Origin of the sequence: Streptococcus oralis subsp. tigurinus (assembly GCF_002093545.1) — a bacterium.
GTDB lineage: Bacteria > Bacillota > Bacilli > Lactobacillales > Streptococcaceae > Streptococcus > Streptococcus oralis_C.
This window is the reverse complement of record NZ_LNVF01000002.1, coordinates 62,302-79,987: the sequence shown is the minus strand read 5'-3', so window position 1 is coordinate 79,987 and position 17,686 is coordinate 62,302. Positions and strand designations below refer to the sequence as shown.

Sequence of the window (17,686 nt, the reverse complement as noted above, 5' to 3'; positions counted from 1 at the left end):
TATACTCCTAATTGATGGCTAGGTTAAACTACTAATTATAGAAAAAACTCCACAAATTATTTTATGTGGAGAAGTTTTTTATAAGAAATAGGTTTCACGAGAAACACTCTGCATACGATAAATGTATTTCCTCTTTACTAATTGAAAACTTGTTCTAATATTGGGTGATGAAACTCGACAAAATGAACCTGGGCATTTATGATAGCCCCTGATTCATTTTTATCAATCTCTGGTCTTCCTTCGGTGTGTAAAAGAGCAGGATTACCATCCTTGTAGCCAAAGAGAATCACCTCTGTCTCTGCTTCATTCACATAGCAAGCTAGGATTTCAAACCGCCCAGAACCTGAACCTGCAATATACCCATACCATTTAAAAGTATAATTCACCCCATCTACTTGTCCAAATTGCATTATCTGGTCTGGCACTGCTAATCCATAGTAGTGACCATATGTTGCTAAGTTAGTTGACTTAAATCTTTCACCTTTACTATCAGAATAGGATTCCATGGCTGTTTTTATCTTGTCTATTAAAGAACTATTATCTGTATCTAGCTCGCTCTCTGTAGTTACACTTGTTTTTAATAGAAATTCCTTAAAACGTTGCGCTAAATCTGTATTCTCAGTCTCTTCAAAATTTGCAGTAGGGATAGTTTCCAGTGTCTTATCGGTATGCAAGACCTGTGCTTGCCCATCCTTCAGTGTAAATAGGTAGGAATGTTTGTCCTGATTGTCATAGTAGGCATCCAAAACCAAGTAATCATAGGCATTGTCACTCGATACTCCAAAAATATTCCATTTGACACTTTTCTGAGAGACAGTTGTTGCTTCTAATTTTTTGATGAGATCATTCTTTTCATCAAAGTTTCTATGCTCTAGTCTATGATAGGACTGCCCCATAGAAGAAGCCCAACTTGCAAACTCTTCTTCCCACTTTTCGGTGTTGTATTGAATTAGCTTCTGAAAATCTGAGTAGTTCTTCATAATCAAGGCTTGATCAGTCGGATTAGATAACTGGAGTTCTTCCATGGCTGCAACTGTAGCAGCCATAGGCGATTGAACAGCAGTATCCTTGGAATCTTTTTCGTGAGAAAGAGCCTTTTGATAGGAATCCGCTAGGTAGTGAAAATAGTTGGTTGTTTCCTTGGTTTGTTGCTCCCTTGGTATTGACGGACTAGTTATGCCATCCTCTGTCGTTTTATGGCAGGCAGATAAGACTAGCATACTAGTAGCTAGGACTAGTAGTAGCTTTTTCATGGTCAGACCTCCAAACTATCTTTATACCTTCATTATACTCCTTCCAAGCTATTTTTTCTATTGTACTCCTTGCTCTCAGAGATAGCTCTGAAAAGAATGGGGATAATAGTCAGTTCAAAATATCTTATATAGATGTTTTAGAACTTAGGAATAAGAGGGTAGCAATCCTCCATCTCTCTTAAACATTAATCTCTTGATTGACTTTTTTATTTAGTGTTACTTTCAATATGAAATGGGTATTCTGGAGACTGTAGGTAAAGAAACTGTGCTTATAAGCTCCAATACATCTATTCCTTTGATTCGTCTAACATAGTAACCTCTGAATATCAAAATGATGGAGGGAGTTGAAACAAATAAGAACCGTAATCGTTTCATTTATCATATTGCCAATCCTGACTGGAGGAATCCTATTACAGATTTTTCTCTCCAAAAAAGAAAGTAAGTAGCTGGGTTTCATACTGCCAGGCATAACTTATTGCTTTTCTTTATTGACAATCTTCTCTCTGGCCTTAACTAACAACATAACCTGGTGGGAGATTTTCTGTCTGATTTCCTTAACTTTTTTGTTTGCAAATATCCCTACCTTTATTCTTTTGGCAATTTACTTCGCTTGTCGAAAACATTATTGAAACAATGATTATACCGGATTTGGGACAGGAGGTTGAACACGAAACAATTGATTAAGACGCCTTTTATGCCCTCGTGCTATTGTTGGGGATTAAGTAGGATTATAGGGGAAGAGATGGGCTACAGCCTGCTTTATTTTTACCTTTTGGCTCCTAGTGTCGAATTGTTATGTGGCTTTTCTGCTGGTAAAAGAAGGGTTTGTTATAAATGGTTCTTCCCATTTACAGGGATTTTTAACTGGCTCATTCCATTTGTCGTTTTTGGTGAACGGTTTATTACAGCAGAATGGGTTTCACTAACACTTATTGCGGTAGCACCAGCTATTCTCGGTCTTTTAGCAGGAACCTTTTACAGTAAGAAAAACCGAAAGATATAAGCTCCGTGCAAGATTTAAAATAGAAACGAGGCGGAATCATTTAGTGATTTCGCCTCGCTTCTATTTCAGCGACCAAAAGTCTCTATTTGCACTTGCTCCTTTCTGAGTCTCATTCCTCAAAACAAGGGAAAAGCCCCACAAGTCAACTAACTGAGGTTGCCTGCGGGGCTCATTTTTCCACTAAATCATTCATCTTTAAACTATTTCTAGTATTTCTTCAATGAAAGACCTGACTTTTTACAACTCATAAAAAGTTATTCGTCCTCTTTTTTCTGACGTCCTGCCAAACCAAGAACTGATAGAAGCAAGCCTAGACCTGTCAGCGTCGCAAGGCTTGAACCAACTTGAGATTCACCTGTTCGTGGAAGAGTGGGTGCTGGGTGTTCTGGTGTGAACGGTGTTGTTGGTGACTCTGGTTTAACTGGAGTATCAGGAGTATTAGGGACCTCTGGTGTTACTGGAACCGTAGTATAATGCACATCTTTGACAATGTTTTCTTGGGTAACAACTTCTGACGGAACAATCGCAACATCCACAGTGTAACCTGGAATCACTGGTGATGGAACTGCATCGTAGTTTGCCTTGTCGCTTCTCCAATCCGTCGTGCTCACAACAGAGCCAGTTACCTTGTCTGTCGTTACGGTACGTGTCCAAGTCGCTGTTTGTACCTTGTCTGCTGGGGTTTGACCACCTGCACCATGGTAGCGAACAGTCATGCTTACTTGTTTGGTTTCCTCAACTGAAACAGTTTTGTGTTTCAAGCGAATTACCACGTTTTGGTCTACGCTACTGTCGGTATCAAACTGAGCTGGCAATTCATCCTTGGAAACCACTTCGTAACCCTGTGCCAAATAACTTGCAATCACAGTGTCGTATTTCGTTTGAGCAGCAGCTGGAAGAGAAGTACCTGACTCACCGTTTGTCAATTCAACTTGATTTTCCAGAGTCTGACCGGTTGTCTCATCTACAACTGTATAGGTAACCTTTTGGGTTTGAGCTGTATTCTGAGTAGTATAATGAACGTCTTTAACAATGTTTTCTTGGGTAACTGCTTCTGATGGAACGGTCGCAATATCCACTGTGTAACCTGGAATCACTGGCGATGGCACAGCATCATAGTTGGCTTTGTCACTTGTCCAATCTGTGGTGTTCACAACAGAGCCAGTCACCTTGTCTGTCGTCACGGTACGAGTCCAAGTCGCTATTTGTACCTGGTCAGCTGGTGTTTGGCTACCTGCACCATGGTAACGAACGGTCATGCTTACTGCTTTATTTTCTTGGCTAGAGCTTGTACCATGTTTCACATGAACTACTACATTTTGGTCATAACCACTATCGAGGTCAAACTTAGCTGGAAGCTGGTCTTTCGAAACCAACTCATAACCTTGGGCTAGGTAAGCGTCCACGATTGAATCATACTTCGCTTCTGTACCATTTGGAAGAGGAGTATCAGAGTTCCCACTTGTAAGCTCTTGCTTATCTTCCAAAGTGGTATTAGTTGTATCATCAATGATGGTATAGGTTACTTTTTGCTTGTCGGCCTTGTATTTTACCGTAACCTTGATGTCAGCCTGATCAGCAGTTACGTTTTCTGCGTCAACTTTAGCCTTATCTGGTGTGTAGCCATCAATAGTTGGAGAAACTACCTCTGGGAAGGTGCCAGTAGATGGTGCCCAAGCCCCCGGTGTAACATCCTTCGTCACTTCATCTGTTTTCACTTCTCTAGTGAAAGTCAAACTAGCTTTCTTCTCCGGAGCTGCAGGTGTATTATCATCCTCGTAGACGTAGTTAATCGTTTGCGTTACGGTCTTGGTTTCTGTAGAAGTTGACACTTTGTGTTTCACGTGAACTACTACATTTTGATCGTGGCTACTATCAAGGTCAAACTTAGCTGGAAGCTGGTCTTTCGAAACCAATTCATAACCTTGAGTTAGATAGGCGTCCACGATTGAATCATACTTCGCTTCTGTACCATTTGGAAGAGGAGTATCAGAGTTCCCACTTGTAAGCTCTTGCTTATCTTCCAGTGTGGTATTAGTTGTATCGTCAATAATAGTATAGGTTACTTTTTGCTTATCGGCCTTGTATTTAACAGTAACATTGATATCAGCATCAGTAGCAGTTACATTTACAGTAGTGACTTTTTCCTTATCTGGTGTATAGCCATCCACAACTGGAGAAACTACTTCTGGGAAGGTTCCGACCGACGGAGTCCAAGCACCTTGCGTAGTCGTTTTAGTCACTTCATCTGTTTTCACTTCTCTAGAGAAAGTCAAGGTCGTTTTCTTCTCTGGAGCTGCAGGTGTATTATCATCCTCGTAGACGTAGTTAATCGTTTGCGTTACAGTTTTGGTTTCTGTAGAAGTTGACACTTTATGTTTCAAGCGAATCACCACGTTTTGGTCCACGCTGCTGTCGGTGTCAAATTGGGCTGGCAATTCATCCTTAGAAGCCACTTCGTAACCTTGTGCTAAGTAACCCGCGACTATGGTATCATATTTCGTTTTCGCAGCAGCTGGAAGAGCTACACCTGAATCACCTGTTGTCAATTCAACTTGATTTTCTAAAGTCTGACCGGTTATCTCATCTACAACTGTGTAAGTAACTTTTTGCGTTTGGATTGTGTAATATACATCCTTAACAATATTCTCTTGAGTAACGGTTTCTGCTGGAACAGTCGCAATGTCTACGCTATAACCAGGAATCATTGGAGACGGAACAGCATCATAGTTTGCTTTGTCGCTTGTCCAAGCTGTGGCAGAAACTTCTGTACCTGTGATTTTATCTTTTGTTACGGTACGAGTCCAAATCGCTGTTTGCACCTTATCTGCTGGTGTTTGTCCGCCAGCACCATGGTAACGAACAGTCAAGTTTACAGACTTGCTTTCTTGGATATCAGTTGTACCATGCTTCAAGTGAACAACCACATTTTGATCGTGGCTACTGTCAAGGTCGAACTTAGCTGGAAGCTGGTCTTTCGAAACCAATTCATAACCTTGAGCTAGATAAGCATTCACCATTAAATCATATTTTTCTCGGGCACTGTCTGGAAGAGGAGTATCAGAGCCTCCGCTGGTAAGTACTTCCTTATCTTTCAGCGTTTTTTGGGCAGTGTCGTCAATGATGGTATAGGTTACTTTTTGCTTATCTGCTTTATAGGTAACCGTTTCTTCAATATCTGCGCTATCTCCCGTAATCTGTTCAACGGCTGCTACAGTTGCCTTATCTGGTGTATAACCATCAATCTTTGGAGAAACTACCTCTGGGAAGGTTCCGGTAGACGGGAACCAAGGACCCTTATAGACAATCTTATTAGTCACCAGATCCTTGTTGTTAATCCGATAGAACTTCAAAGTCTGAACCTTCGTATCCGCTGCCTCTGTGTTATCTTCATAAACATACTTGATGGTCTCTGTGACTGTCTTTGTTTCTTGAACTGCAGCTCCCTTATGACGTAGATGAACTTCAAAGGTTTGAAGATTTTCATTATAGGTTACACCAGTTGCTGGATAACCATCTGAAACGAGTCCATAATTTCGATCAGTATACGTCTTAATGGTTTCAGCTGTTCGATAAGGATCAGTCTGCCCATAAAAACCATTCAAATCCTTCGTTTCAAGCGTTTCTCCTGTTGTGTCATCGATATAAGTTACCTTTGCACTAGCTGGATTAGCTTTGTAAACGACTGTCTTTTCGATATTGGCACTGTTAGCCGTAATATTGTCAACTGCTGGAACCTCCGCTAAATCTGGAGTGTAACCTTTGATTGTTGGTGATGTTACGGCCGCAAAACTTGTTCCATTTTCCGCTGTCCAATCACCAGTTGTAACATTTGTAACAAGGTCAGTTGTTGCTGTTCTGGTGAATTTTAAGCTGCTAGTGTGGTCTGGAGCTGCTGGTGCACCGCCCTCGTATGTATAATGGATAGTTTCCTTAACCGTCTTTTCTTCTGCTACTGACGTCTTTTTGTGTTTCAAATGAACTTCAAAGGTTTGAAGATTTTCATTATAGGTTACACCATTTGTTGGATAATTGTCTGAAACAAGTTCATAATTTTGATCGGTATACGTCTTAATGGTTTCAGCTGTTCGATAAGGATCAGTCTGCCCATAAAAACCATTCAAATCCTTCGTTTCAAGAACTTTTCCTCCGTTAGTATCATCGTCAATATACGTAACTTTGGCACTAGATTTTTTGGCTGAATAGACATAATAAAATTCTTGGTCGTTGCTAGTGAATGGAATTTGTTTAGTAGTCTTTAACTGTGTACCATACGACGCGATTGCCGTATCAGCTGTTACAAGTGTGTAGCCTGTAATTGTTTTTGGATTAGCGTTATAATCAGGGGTTGGAGTGGCAGTTCCTCCTGCTGGATAACCATATTTATAGTCCTGAGTTTCAATTTCCTTGCCGTTTGTATCGACATAGTGTATTGTAATCTTCTTCTGACCTTCAGCACGCGCAACGGATGGGGTTGTTGTGGCAGAAATCGTTTCTTCTTTAAGCTTAGTTACATTACCATTGTCATCAACGTTATAACTATAACTTCTTGACTCATTCGTTATAGTATTCTTAATTGAGGAATCTGCAAAAGTAATTCGTGTTGAATGCCCAGTTCCTTGAATGACACTAGCATCCTTTAAAATAGCACTAACTTTTTTATTGACTTCTTCTGTTCTGTTGATTTCCTGATATTGATCGCCCATTTGAGCATAGTCGTCAGTTGGCCAAATATCATGATAGGTAGTAGCACCATTTCCTGTCATTTTTCCTAAATTAATAGCAACTGTGTAGGTCCCATCTCCATTATCAATAACAACTGAAGAATTTTTGCCTGCTTGCTTTAATGCTTTAAGAATAGTATCATTTGTTGAATTTGCAGGTAGATTTATTAACTTATTATCTGGATCTGAATTGATGCTAATAGAAGTTGAAGTATCTCCTTTAACAAGATATTTTCCATCCTCACTAATTGCTAAAGTAGAAGTATATCTTTTAAGGTCTGGTTTGATACTAACAATTTTTGACCCATTACCTGGTTTTATACGATGGACAGAAATGATATCACCATTTGGAATTCCTGTTTGTCCAGGGTTGGTACCATCGCTTGACAATAAATTATTATAATAATTTGCATCCCCAGTTGAAGTGCCTATTTTTATTGAATTTGCTCTATCGCTACTTGCACTATTATAAACAGCAAAAGGCGCCTGTGCTTTCTCAAATGTTCTTGGTGTTGGTTTAAAAGTAAACTTATTGCCATTTATTTCTAAAATAATATTTTCATAACTTGATTTTGCTGTAAATTTCCCAATAGTCGCTGCCTTTTGAGTAACCGATACCGTCTTTTCAGTATTTTGAGGCATATCTTGGAAGCTTTGGTCTAAGGTGATTTCATAGGCAAGATTATTTGGGGCAGAATGTACAAATTTAATTGTTCCAACACCCTCGATATGCTCTGCTGTTCCAGAACCAAGATTTGCATAGTAAGCACCGTAGGCATTATTTTCCAATTTGACCGGAATACGGAGAACATCACCTTTTTTCAGCGTCCCATCTTGTGTGATTTTAAAGTCCATTTGAACCTTGTCAAAGGAAACTTCTTGAGCAGGCAAAGGTTTTGTATCACCTGAACGCATAACAGTTCCATCTTTAGTCGTAACCGTTACTGAAAAATTCGAGATTTGAGTTGGGTTTTGTTGTAAACTTCTGCGCGTACGTACCGGAGCAGTCGAACGAGGAGTAGCTGCTGTTTGCCCATCAGTAGACTTTTCAACCAGCTTAGACTCAACAGGTGCTGGAGTTTCTTTCGCGACTGCTGTCGAGTTTGAAGGAGCTACGGATTTTTTGTCTGCCCCTTCCACTTTAGGTGCCGTTTTTGAAACTGACACTTCCTTTTCTGCTTGTTCAACAGTTGGTGCTGGACTAGTAGCTTTTTCTGTTTCCTTAACTTCTGTGGCTGAAGATACTTTCTCTGACTCCACCACTGCTGATTGATCACTATTATTTTCTGATTTCACATCAGTTGTCGAGCTAGTCTCTACTAGACTGCTCAGATTGTTGTTTTCATCTGCTTGTACAGTTGGTGTGCCAAGCGCTACTCCATATATCGCCAAGCTAGCGATTGCAATCGAAACAAGTCCAACATTTTTCTTTCGTAGAGAAAATTTTTCATGTCTTCCCTTGTAAATTTTAAAACTTTTCACTTTCTATATTCCTTTCTAAGTTTGACATATGACTATTTTATTAGAGATGAACTTTTACAACCTCTACGCATAGAAAACCTCTATTCTACATTATACATTTTGACTTCTGATAATTCAACTGATACGGTTATAATCCACCCACCTAATTTAATAAAAATCTTGATTTATATAGCTTTTAAGCGTATGCATTGATAAATATGTTATTGTATCAAATTTCCCCGCTCCCTATATTTTATCTATTTTTAAATATTATATTTAAGCAAAAACATCTTCTTTTTATAAAGAAGATGTTTGTCAATATTCTACTCCTAAGTCGTATAAATCGTCGAAGCGGTCGCAATGGTGTGCCACTGGTTGGCTGTTGTGGCTGCAAAGTCTTTGTCTCCATAAAAATCGTTGAATGGTAGGATTTCGACTTCTAATTCTTCGATACGGTCAAGCTGACCTGCTAAATAAGCCTCGATGCGACTTTCTGCTCGCTTAATCCTTTGTAAGAGTCCGCCCATACGGATATCGATCGTATCCAAGCCAAAGACCTTGTTTTCTTTCAGCCATTGGTGGCTAAAGAGGGCATGGAAGTGTTCGATTTGGCTTCTGAGTTCTGGTAATTCTTGTCTTGCGATTTCTTTCAGATTTTCTTTATCACCCGCTTGGTAGGCCTGACGAATTCGTCGTCCCACATCCACTTTACTACTTAAAATCTGGTTCAACTGGGCCTGAGTTTCAAAGAGATAGGCGTAAATTCCTGCTTTGTCTTTGATAGCAGCAAGGGTATCCGCAGCATGCGCAAAGTGTGGCTTGTCCTGTTCAGGTGTCATGTGTCGGTCAAGAATAGGGCAGAGAACATCCTGATAAAAGACGTAGCGGTTGGGATTGATACCACTGAGATTGCCTGGTAGATCTGGCAAGAGATTGGCTAGGTCAATCTGCATAAAGTCTTCAACCGAAAGACCTGTATTGGTCTTGAAGTGAGCAGACAGACGGTCTAGGTCATTACGGTAGCTGAGTTCTGCCCAGATTTGCAAGCTTGGTAGGATAGAGAACTGGGCTGTTTCGCCACCATTGTCCCCCCAACCAGTCACAATGACTTCTTTGATCTGATTAGCACGACAGGCTTTATTGGCCTCAACAGCAATGAGACGGCTGAAATGGTTATGAGGCGTAAAACCAATCCACTTCCAAGCACCACCTGCAAAGGCGATATCTTGACTAATCTTGTGGTGATTACGGAAATTACGATTGTACTTTTCTTCGCTATCTTGGTAATAATCCCAGTAAACCAAGGTTACACGGTCTTTAAGACGGTCTAGGTAGACACGAGTTTCCTCGGGAATTTCCACATCGCGGTCGTACTGGCCATCTGCTGACATGAGTTTGAAGAACATGTCACTCCACATCTGGCAGTGGAAACCATACTTATCGGCAATATCCAGCACGCGCTCCAAGTGTTGACACATGAGGAGACTACGGTCCACAACACCGTTCAAAATGAGGTAGCGCCCCAAACCAACCAAATGGGCTTCATCCATCCCGATATTGACCTTACGTGTCTGCAGTTTAGACAGAGTGGCAAACATCCCGTCAATCAAATCATAAACTTTTTCTTCACCGATAAGGAGAATGTCCTCTACATCACGGAGTTCTTGCACTTCTTTGACACCCCATTTAACGAAGGCCGACAAATGAGCCAAGGTCTGGATGCAAGGCACAAAGGTCATGTCAAACTGCTGGGCGTAGGCTTCTATTTCCTGCAACTCCTCAGCCGAGTAGGCACCACGGAAATAACCAAAGTAAGGTTGCCCCTCGATTTGATAAGTATCTTCCATGTAAAGCTCAAAGGTTGAGTAGCCCATGAGAGCCAAGACTTCAATCATCTGCTTGGCAGAAGCCACATTTAGCACTGCATTTCGCGAACAGTCTGCCATATAAGCCAAATCTTCATAAGCTGCTTCTTCTTCAATCTCTACCTTGTCACCTTCTGCTAGAGCTGTTACCAACAAGGACAAGGCACGGTAAAGTTGGTGAGGTTTGCGATAAGTCAGTTGATAGTGACCTCCCTCACCCTTGATAGAGATAGAGGCTTGGTCAGACTGAGCGACTGCTACCTCTACATCTGCTAGCGAAATATGCTTTTTAAGCAACTCTAATGCTTGCTCTTGTTTGGGACTAAGTCCTGTAAAAATTACCATTGGTTTTCCTCCTGCAACCAGTTGACAAGGGCACCATAGAGATTGGCATCTGCATGATAGGTGCAAGCTTGGATAACTGGTGCGACTGTGTATTCTTCGTAGGTTTCGACAAATTCATCGACAGCTTTTTTGACACCTTGGATAAAATCTGGATTTTGACTGATAGAGCCTCCCAAACTAATGACATCTGGATCGATCAGATACTGGATATTGAGCAAGCCTTGCGCCAGATTACGGTTCATGCGCAAAATAGCTTCCTGACAAAGAGCATTGCCAGCTGCAGCCTCTTGGTAAACCTTGCGTCCGTCCCAGTCAGTCTGACCAGATTTTTCAATTACGTATCGAACCATGTTCCCTGTAGACGCTAGTTGCGACCAGTTGTTCAGCTTTTCTGCTGGTGCAATGGTTGTCATGTAGCCAAACTCACCACCTAAGCCGTGGCGACCTCGGTGAAGTTTGCCATTGATAATCATGGCCCCACCAATCCCTGTCCCAATCACGACACAGGCTACATTTTCAATCTCTGGGTGAGCCAGCAGTTCACTAAGTCCAACACAGTTGGCATCATTTTCCAGATGGACAGGTAGCTGATAAGAGCTAAGCGCCTCATACCAAGAAAAGCCATGGATGTAAGGTACGGCACTGATTCCCTCAATCACACCTGTTTCTTGATTGACCGCGCCTGGAACGCTCATGGCAATGCCCTTATAATCTTTCTCCGACAGACGTTGGTCTAGCCATGTCAGTAAATCCTCCAAGTTTTCTGGCGTCGGAGTACTTGTCTTATCTAGTATTTTTCCATCAGGAGTCAGACTGGCAAACTTAATCCCAGTCCCTCCGATATCAATGGTTGCAATGATCATTGTTCTTTACCGTAAAAAGGGGCGAATCAGTAGTTTATCCTTACTCTTTCGCCCCTCCTTTCTATCTCATAGTATTAGTTATCAAACGCTTTAAAACTGTTAAATGTCTTCTTTTTTGATCAATTCTGTGCGAATTTCTTGTGGTGCTAATAGTCCTGAATGAACTGGATATGGTCGCTCAAGCAAATCCAAAATGGTTTGTTGCTGTTCTGATATACGCACATTTTCTTGACTCATATTGTAGTAACGAAGTACATATCCTTCTTCATTTTCAGCTACCTTAAAGGCTGTCGGGCAGACCTGTGGCAAGCTGAGCGCCGCATGGCTCAAGAGGCTGCCAGTCGCTGCCACACTTCCTTCTTGTTTAGCAACTTGAAGACCAGTGAATGGTGTTTGGAAGGCTTTGGCACGACGGAAAGCGGAGAAGCGCTCCCCTGCTTGGTGGCATTCAAGAGCAAACTCGACTTCAAACTCACGCAAGCACTGAGCCTCTGGTGTCGGGAAGTAACCCCAGTCACCTAGCTCACCTGAGGCACGAAGAATGGTCACTGCAATGGTGTCATCTCCAAGGATTTCATACTCGTGCAATCCTTTATTGGCCACTGTCACCCCTTTTTCATCGTCATACAGACTAACAAAGGCCTGTTGGTGTTGTGGATTTTCAGGATTTTCCCAAGAAGCAGCTGGTTTGTTTGGTCGTGTCACCACCTCATAGATGCTCTCAGAGTCATTGCTTGGACGTGTGTTATGTGTCTTAACCAAGAGACGGATACGGTGATCCTTGGCTGTGTTAGTAAAGCGAGTCTTGAAACGAATTTGTGGATTGTCAACAAAGACGGTCATCTCTGTTTCCAGAGGAAGGGTTGTCAATTCTTTTGAGCGCCCAGCTTCACGCGTCATAAACTCGATGATACCTCTCTGCTCCGCATCCAATTTTTCGTCTGCACTTACTGGAATTGTCAATTCATGCTTAAGCAAGATTTTAGCAAAACGAGCTGTATTTTCCAAGACCTCATAACCTGTCAACTCTGCGTAAATAGGCTCTGTTCCTTTTGGTTGGAAATAGATGTACTCATTTCCGATGTCCCCACGGTCTTCAAAGCGAACAACATCTTCATAAGCTTCATGAGTTGTCTTGTCGTAGACTGTGATATTTTCATCCACACTTACTGTTACAAATGGCGTATCAATCACTCCATTTTGGTAAATACCGTCACGGTGTTCTTGTTCTCCCTCAAGCAATTGGAAGGTTGTCCAAGAAAGTGGTGCCAGATGAACAGGTACTGTCACGCGCACTTGACGAGCGATACGAGCCTGACGGAACTTGTCTTTTGGCAAATCATACTCAAAATTAGCTCCCAGATCTTCGATTTTCGCTTCTACAGCATGCCCTTCCAAGTCTTCGACACGGTAGCTTGGCAAGGTCAAGGCTGCCATCTTCTTATAGCCTTCTGTTGGGTGCAATTCTTTGAAATCACAAGTCGCTACATCAATCACGGTGCTGACTGTATCAACCTTGTCATGCAAGCCTGTGTTAATGACGGTAAAGAGATGGTCGCTTTGGGCTTCGTGGGTTGCGATTTTACCCTTCCATTCGTTGAGAAGGTTGGTCTTAACAAAGTTTCCGACTTGGCTGACCTTGGCAAAACGTGTCTCCATCTCACGGTGAACCTCGTCCACGCTACAGCCACAGATACTATCATGCGGAGCATTTTGTAGAAGAACTTTCCAAGCATAGGTCAACTGGTCCTTGTGGTTGTGGCCACCAGTGATGACAGTCAATGGCTCCACCACTTGTTCTAGGAGGTTGCTATTTTCTTGGAAGGCTTGTTTGAGGTAAATGCGTGATGAAGAAGTATTAGCAAGCGTGTACCAACCATCTGTTTCCTGACTTGTCAACTCACCTGTAACCGTTGATAGCTGCTCTGGTAGAGCACTTTCTACTGCGTGGACATAGTCATCAAAGGAACTATGAACAAAAGTCACATCTGGGAAGAGTTCATTTGCTACACGAATGGCTTCACTCAGATTTCTCTGTACAGGCTGGTGGTCACATCCGTTCATCATCAACCACTGGTTGGTCGAAGCGTAGTCACGCACGTCTGCCAATTTTTGTTTCCAGAAGGTCAAGGCCTCGTCTTTATCAACTGGAATTTCATTCCCATTACTGTACCAGTTGGCAAAGAGGATACCGAGGACACGACTTCCGTCTGCACCCTGCCAGTACATTTCTGAAAACTGGGAAGTAAACTGCTCATCTTCGAGGACTTGGTTGTCAAAGCCAATCGGCTTGACACCACGGCCAAAGGCTGCCACGTGAATACCTGATTTTTGAAGGATTTGAGGCGCTTGTCCCATGTTTCCAAAGGTATCTGGAAAATAACCAATCTGGGTTGATTTGCCCCATTTTGCGCATTCTGCTTGACCAATCAAGGTATTGCGGACGTTGGCTTCACTGGAAATCAAGTAATCATCCTGCAAGATGTAAAAGGGACCAATTTTGAGTTTTCCTTGGTCGATGTAACCTTGGACTTTGTCGCGATTTTCAGGGCGAATTTCCAAGTAGTCATCAAGGACAATGGTTTGTCCGTCCAAGTGGAAGCTCTTGAACTCAGGATCATTTTCAAAAAGATCAAAAAGATTGTCAAATAACTCCACCAACTGCATCCGGTGGCTTTCAAAAGGTAAGTACCACTCACGGTCCCAGTGACTATGTGAGATAATATGTACGACAACATTTTCCATGAAGTAAAACCTCATTCTAACTTAAATTTTTATTTTTAACGTTTTAAATGTGAATTTGTGATTCTTTCCTAGAATCAGTTGAGCGAAAGCCTGCTCGTTATCGAATATCCAAGTAGTCCAGTACCAACTCACAGAACATCATGTTGGCCCAAGAGAACCATTCACGTGAGTAAAGCGTTGGGTCATCTACGTGGAAGCTTTCGTGCATGACACCTGTGCCACCATCGCAGGCAACGAGCTGATCGAGCAAGAATTTCTTCTCCGCCTTATCTCTTGTTGTCAAGCCTTGGATAGAAAGGGCGATTGGCCAGATATAGCGATAGAAGGTATGAGAACTTCCGAGACCGCTAGCGTATGCTCCTTGGTAGAAGTATGGATTTTCAGGGCTCAAAATGGTGCGACGAGTTGCTTGATACACTTCGTCGTCAATATCACAGTAACCAAGATAGGGAGCAGCCAGCAGACTTGGTACGTTTGGATCATCCATGATGCTGGCATTTCCTAGACCATCCACTTCAAAGGCGTAAATCTTTTCGCCCTTGCTATTGGTGGTGTAGGCGTAGTTTTCAATACCTTCTTGGATCTCTGTTTGCAGACGTTTAGCGTCTGCAATGATGTTTTGGCTGTCAGCTAGGTCCAGTGTTGCAAAGATTTCTTGCACATACCCCAAGACTACTACGGCAAACATATTGGATGGAATCAAGTAGCTATACTGACAACAATCATCACTTGGTCGGAATGCTGACCAGGTCATCCCTGTCACGGCAAAGTCAGGACCAAAACCATCATTTACCAGAGTATCTTCCTTACGGTCGGTATCCCGAATAAAACGATATGGAGAGTTGTTGTGGTCTTGTTCCACCGTCCACAGATGAAGGATTTCCTTGGTTGCTGTGACAAAAATTTCATCAAACTGACTGGTTTCGCCAGTCTCTTTCCAAAGGAGATAAGCCAACTGCAAAGGATAGCAAAGCGAGTCCACCTCATACTTACGCTCCCAAATCCAGCCGTTAAGGTCGGTGTGGTCAGTCTCATGGTGACCCTTCCAGTTCTCCTCAATGTTAAAGGAGTTGGCATAAGGATCCTTGAGCACCAAGGTCATCTGACGCTTGACCAAACCTGCAATGGTCTGACGCAGGAGGGCATCTCTTTTAGCCACATGAAGATAGGGTCTGAGTTGGGCTGTTGAATCCCGAAGCCACATGGCAGGAATATCCCCTGTGAGTACAAAAGTTGAACCATCTTCTAGAATCTCAACCGTATTGTCCAAGGTGTCGGTATAGCAACGCTCAAAGACATCCACCCACTCCGGATGGTCCTTGGCCCGCTCTGCTACTTCATCTAGCCATTCTCTAACAATTTCTTTTGAATAAATCATCGTGCAATATCCTCTTTCAAACAAGTTTCATGTTCAGTATAAAAAAAAACGCCTCCAAAAGATATACACAAACTAAAGGCGTTTTGAAACAAACTTATGCAAAAAATTAAGTAGAGATTCCTATTGTTTCGTTTATTCTAAAAATCATAGTCATCATCTAGCATTGCTTCTGCATTTCCCATTAGATATCCTGCCCCCACTTGAGAAAAGAAATCGTGATTAGCAGTTTCAATCGAAATACCATTCATGACAATTGGGTTTACATCAGACGCTGTAATATTCGAAAAGTAACTTTGAAAGCCCATATTTTGTAGCGCTTTATTGGCATTGTATTTAACAAATACCTTTATTTCTTCTGCCAGACCAATAGGTGCATAGACTTCATCCGTATATGCAAACTCATTTTCTAAAAGATCATCTAGAAAACGATACATCCAAGTTATGAACTCATGTTGTTCTGCTTCTGAGAGCTCATCAAAGGTTAAGCGAAACTTATATCCCAGATAAGTCCCATGTACAGATTCGTCCCTAATTACTAATTTAATTAACTCTGCTAGATTAGCTAGTTTATTTTGTCCACGATACCAAAGCGGTATGAAAAAGTTGCTATAGTATAGGATTCCTTCTAAAAAGACACTCGCAACCATCACCTGTAGAGGGGTTCCATGCTGATACATCTCATTTATCTTTTGGGCTTTATACTGCATTTTAGGATCCTGATTCATCCAATCATATATTTTCTCAATTTCCTTAAAAGTATTTAACGAAATCAATATGGTACCGTATGTCTTAGCATGGATAGATTCCATAAATGTAAAATCACTCAGAACCGCTCTCTCCTTGCGAGTTCGAACGTGCTGTTTAATAGAATACAACCCCTCTTCAGATTGAAGCGTATCAAGCAAAGCCAAGCCCCCTACCGCTTTCTTGACAACCTCTTTTTCCGGATCTGATAGTTGCTTCCAATCAAGCAAATCATTTGATACTGGAACACGAGTATCAATCCAAAATTGTGCCGTGGCTTTATCCCAAACATAGTCGTCTAACTCGTCCTCAACTTCTTTCCAATTCAATGTCCGATGTAACATGTAAATCCTCCTCAGAAATTATAATCATCATCACGCGATTCTTCTATCCTATGGATAGACATCTTCCCGAGAAGCTCGTGCTTTCTCAATCTGTTCAACACTCGATCAAGTGTGGAGAGAATCTCTCTATCAACTGGGTATCTCTCTTCAACCCCGATACTCTCTAACAAACGATTGGCTTCTCTTTGTACAAGGTTCCGCGCCAATTTTTGAATGTCAGCATCTACATAAAGTTCACAAATAATCTTCCCCTCTGTTTCTAAGATTCTATCAATCATTTCAACAGCCCAGGTTTGAAATGAGATTTGGTCAGCTCTATCCATTCTTGCCAAAAGAAGATTGACTTTATGTATTAGATAGTCACAATGCAATGACTCATTCAAGAGAATCATTTTCACCATTTCGCCAAGATTAGTAAAGCCCTTTTGAATCCACAATTTCATCAAAAAAGCAAGTTGACTATAAGTCATAATTCCTTCCACACAAGTAGCCATAAAGCGCTTCTGAATCGCATTTTTACTATGATATACCGTATCGACTCTTTCTAGTCGCTCCACTACCAATTTATGTTGATCTACCCACTCAAATAAGGATGCCACCTCCCGCTCGTCCTCATTAAAGGAGTATAAAATAGTATTATAGGCCTTGGTATTTACCATTTCAGTGAACTGTAGATTGTTTATAATAGCAACCTCCTGTTGCGAGCGTTCACTATGCCGTATAAACTCCTCCGCCTCTAGCGACTGGTAAGTTGATAAATTCGCCAGAAAGATCAGCGAGCGATTTAATTCTTGCTTCTCCTCTACCGACAAACGATTAAAAGCAGGTTTATCATTTTCAATTGGAATTCGATTGTCTAGCCAAAATAACGATGTCGCTCTCTCCCACGTAGCGTTATCTAATTCATCCTCAATCTCATTCCAGTTGATTGCTTTGTAATATAGAAATTTTTTTGACATCT

Annotated in this window: 9 protein-coding genes; 1 reads left to right on the top strand and 8 read right to left on the bottom strand. The window is 41.7% G+C overall.

Features of this window, described 5'->3' with window-relative positions:
* Positions 1 to 137: 137 nt before the first annotated feature.
* Positions 138 to 1,253: a DUF4767 domain-containing protein gene (locus ATE34_RS04340; protein WP_061598980.1), complete on the bottom strand. Its 1,116-nt coding sequence runs from the start codon at positions 1,251 to 1,253 to the stop codon at positions 138 to 140.
* Positions 1,254 to 1,995: 742 nt separating this feature from the next.
* Here ATE34_RS04340 and ATE34_RS04330 point away from each other — a divergent pair.
* Positions 1,996 to 2,256 (top strand): hypothetical protein, encoded by a 261-nt coding sequence (locus ATE34_RS04330; RefSeq protein WP_000542374.1) that lies wholly within the window; start codon positions 1,996 to 1,998, stop codon positions 2,254 to 2,256.
* 254 nt (positions 2,257 to 2,510) lie between these two features.
* On the opposite strand, the gene ATE34_RS04325 is transcribed toward ATE34_RS04330, so the two are convergent.
* The 7 genes from ATE34_RS04325 to ATE34_RS04295 all read right to left on the bottom strand — a co-directional run bounded on the left by ATE34_RS04325 (position 2,511) and on the right by ATE34_RS04295 (position 17,684).
* Positions 2,511 to 8,462 (bottom strand): mucin-binding protein, encoded by a 5,952-nt coding sequence (locus tag ATE34_RS04325; protein WP_084911174.1) that lies wholly within the window; start codon positions 8,460 to 8,462, stop codon positions 2,511 to 2,513.
* A 308-nt stretch (positions 8,463 to 8,770) separates the two neighbouring features.
* Positions 8,771 to 10,651, bottom strand: coding sequence for a beta-N-acetylhexosaminidase (locus ATE34_RS04320; protein ID WP_084911173.1), 1,881 nt, complete (start codon positions 10,649 to 10,651; stop codon positions 8,771 to 8,773).
* Positions 10,645 to 11,514, bottom strand: a complete 870-nt coding sequence (locus ATE34_RS04315) for an ROK family protein (RefSeq protein WP_084911172.1) — start codon at positions 11,512 to 11,514, stop codon at positions 10,645 to 10,647. The genes ATE34_RS04320 and ATE34_RS04315 overlap by 7 nt, the downstream gene beginning before the upstream one ends.
* A 99-nt stretch (positions 11,515 to 11,613) precedes the next feature.
* Complete coding sequence (locus tag ATE34_RS04310) at positions 11,614 to 14,259, bottom strand: alpha-mannosidase (RefSeq protein WP_084911171.1); 2,646 nt, start codon at positions 14,257 to 14,259, stop codon at positions 11,614 to 11,616.
* A 97-nt stretch (positions 14,260 to 14,356) separates the two neighbouring features.
* A complete protein-coding gene (locus tag ATE34_RS04305; protein WP_084911170.1) occupies positions 14,357 to 15,637 on the bottom strand; it encodes a glycoside hydrolase family 125 protein in 1,281 nt (426 codons plus the stop codon).
* Positions 15,638 to 15,774: 137 nt separating this feature from the next.
* On the bottom strand, positions 15,775 to 16,725 hold the full coding sequence (gene nrdF / locus ATE34_RS04300; protein WP_084911169.1) for a class 1b ribonucleoside-diphosphate reductase subunit beta: 951 nt from the start codon (positions 16,723 to 16,725) through the stop codon (positions 15,775 to 15,777).
* An 11-nt stretch (positions 16,726 to 16,736) separates the two neighbouring features.
* Positions 16,737 to 17,684 carry a ribonucleotide-diphosphate reductase subunit beta gene (locus ATE34_RS04295; protein WP_084911168.1) on the bottom strand — a complete coding sequence of 316 codons (948 nt, stop codon included), beginning with the start codon at positions 17,682 to 17,684 and terminating at the stop codon, positions 16,737 to 16,739.
* Positions 17,685 to 17,686 lie beyond the last annotated feature (2 nt).

What these genes read in the sequence shown, in the direction of transcription:
- nrdF (WP_084911169.1), bottom strand. Translation starts at nt 16,725, where the DNA reads ATGTTACATCGGACATTGAATTGGAAAGAAGTTGAGGACGAGTTAGAC.
- ATE34_RS04305 (WP_084911170.1), bottom strand. Translation starts at nt 15,637, where the DNA reads ATGATTTATTCAAAAGAAATTGTTAGAGAATGGCTAGATGAAGTAGCA.
- ATE34_RS04340 (WP_061598980.1), bottom strand. Translation starts at nt 1,253, where the DNA reads ATGAAAAAGCTACTACTAGTCCTAGCTACTAGTATGCTAGTCTTATCT.
- ATE34_RS04295 (WP_084911168.1), bottom strand. Translation starts at nt 17,684, where the DNA reads ATGTCAAAAAAATTTCTATATTACAAAGCAATCAACTGGAATGAGATT.
- ATE34_RS04330 (WP_000542374.1), top strand. Translation starts at nt 1,996, where the DNA reads ATGGGCTACAGCCTGCTTTATTTTTACCTTTTGGCTCCTAGTGTCGAA.
- ATE34_RS04310 (WP_084911171.1), bottom strand. Translation starts at nt 14,259, where the DNA reads ATGGAAAATGTTGTCGTACATATTATCTCACATAGTCACTGGGACCGT.
- ATE34_RS04315 (WP_084911172.1), bottom strand. Translation starts at nt 11,514, where the DNA reads ATGATCATTGCAACCATTGATATCGGAGGGACTGGGATTAAGTTTGCC.
- ATE34_RS04320 (WP_084911173.1), bottom strand. Translation starts at nt 10,651, where the DNA reads ATGGTAATTTTTACAGGACTTAGTCCCAAACAAGAGCAAGCATTAGAG.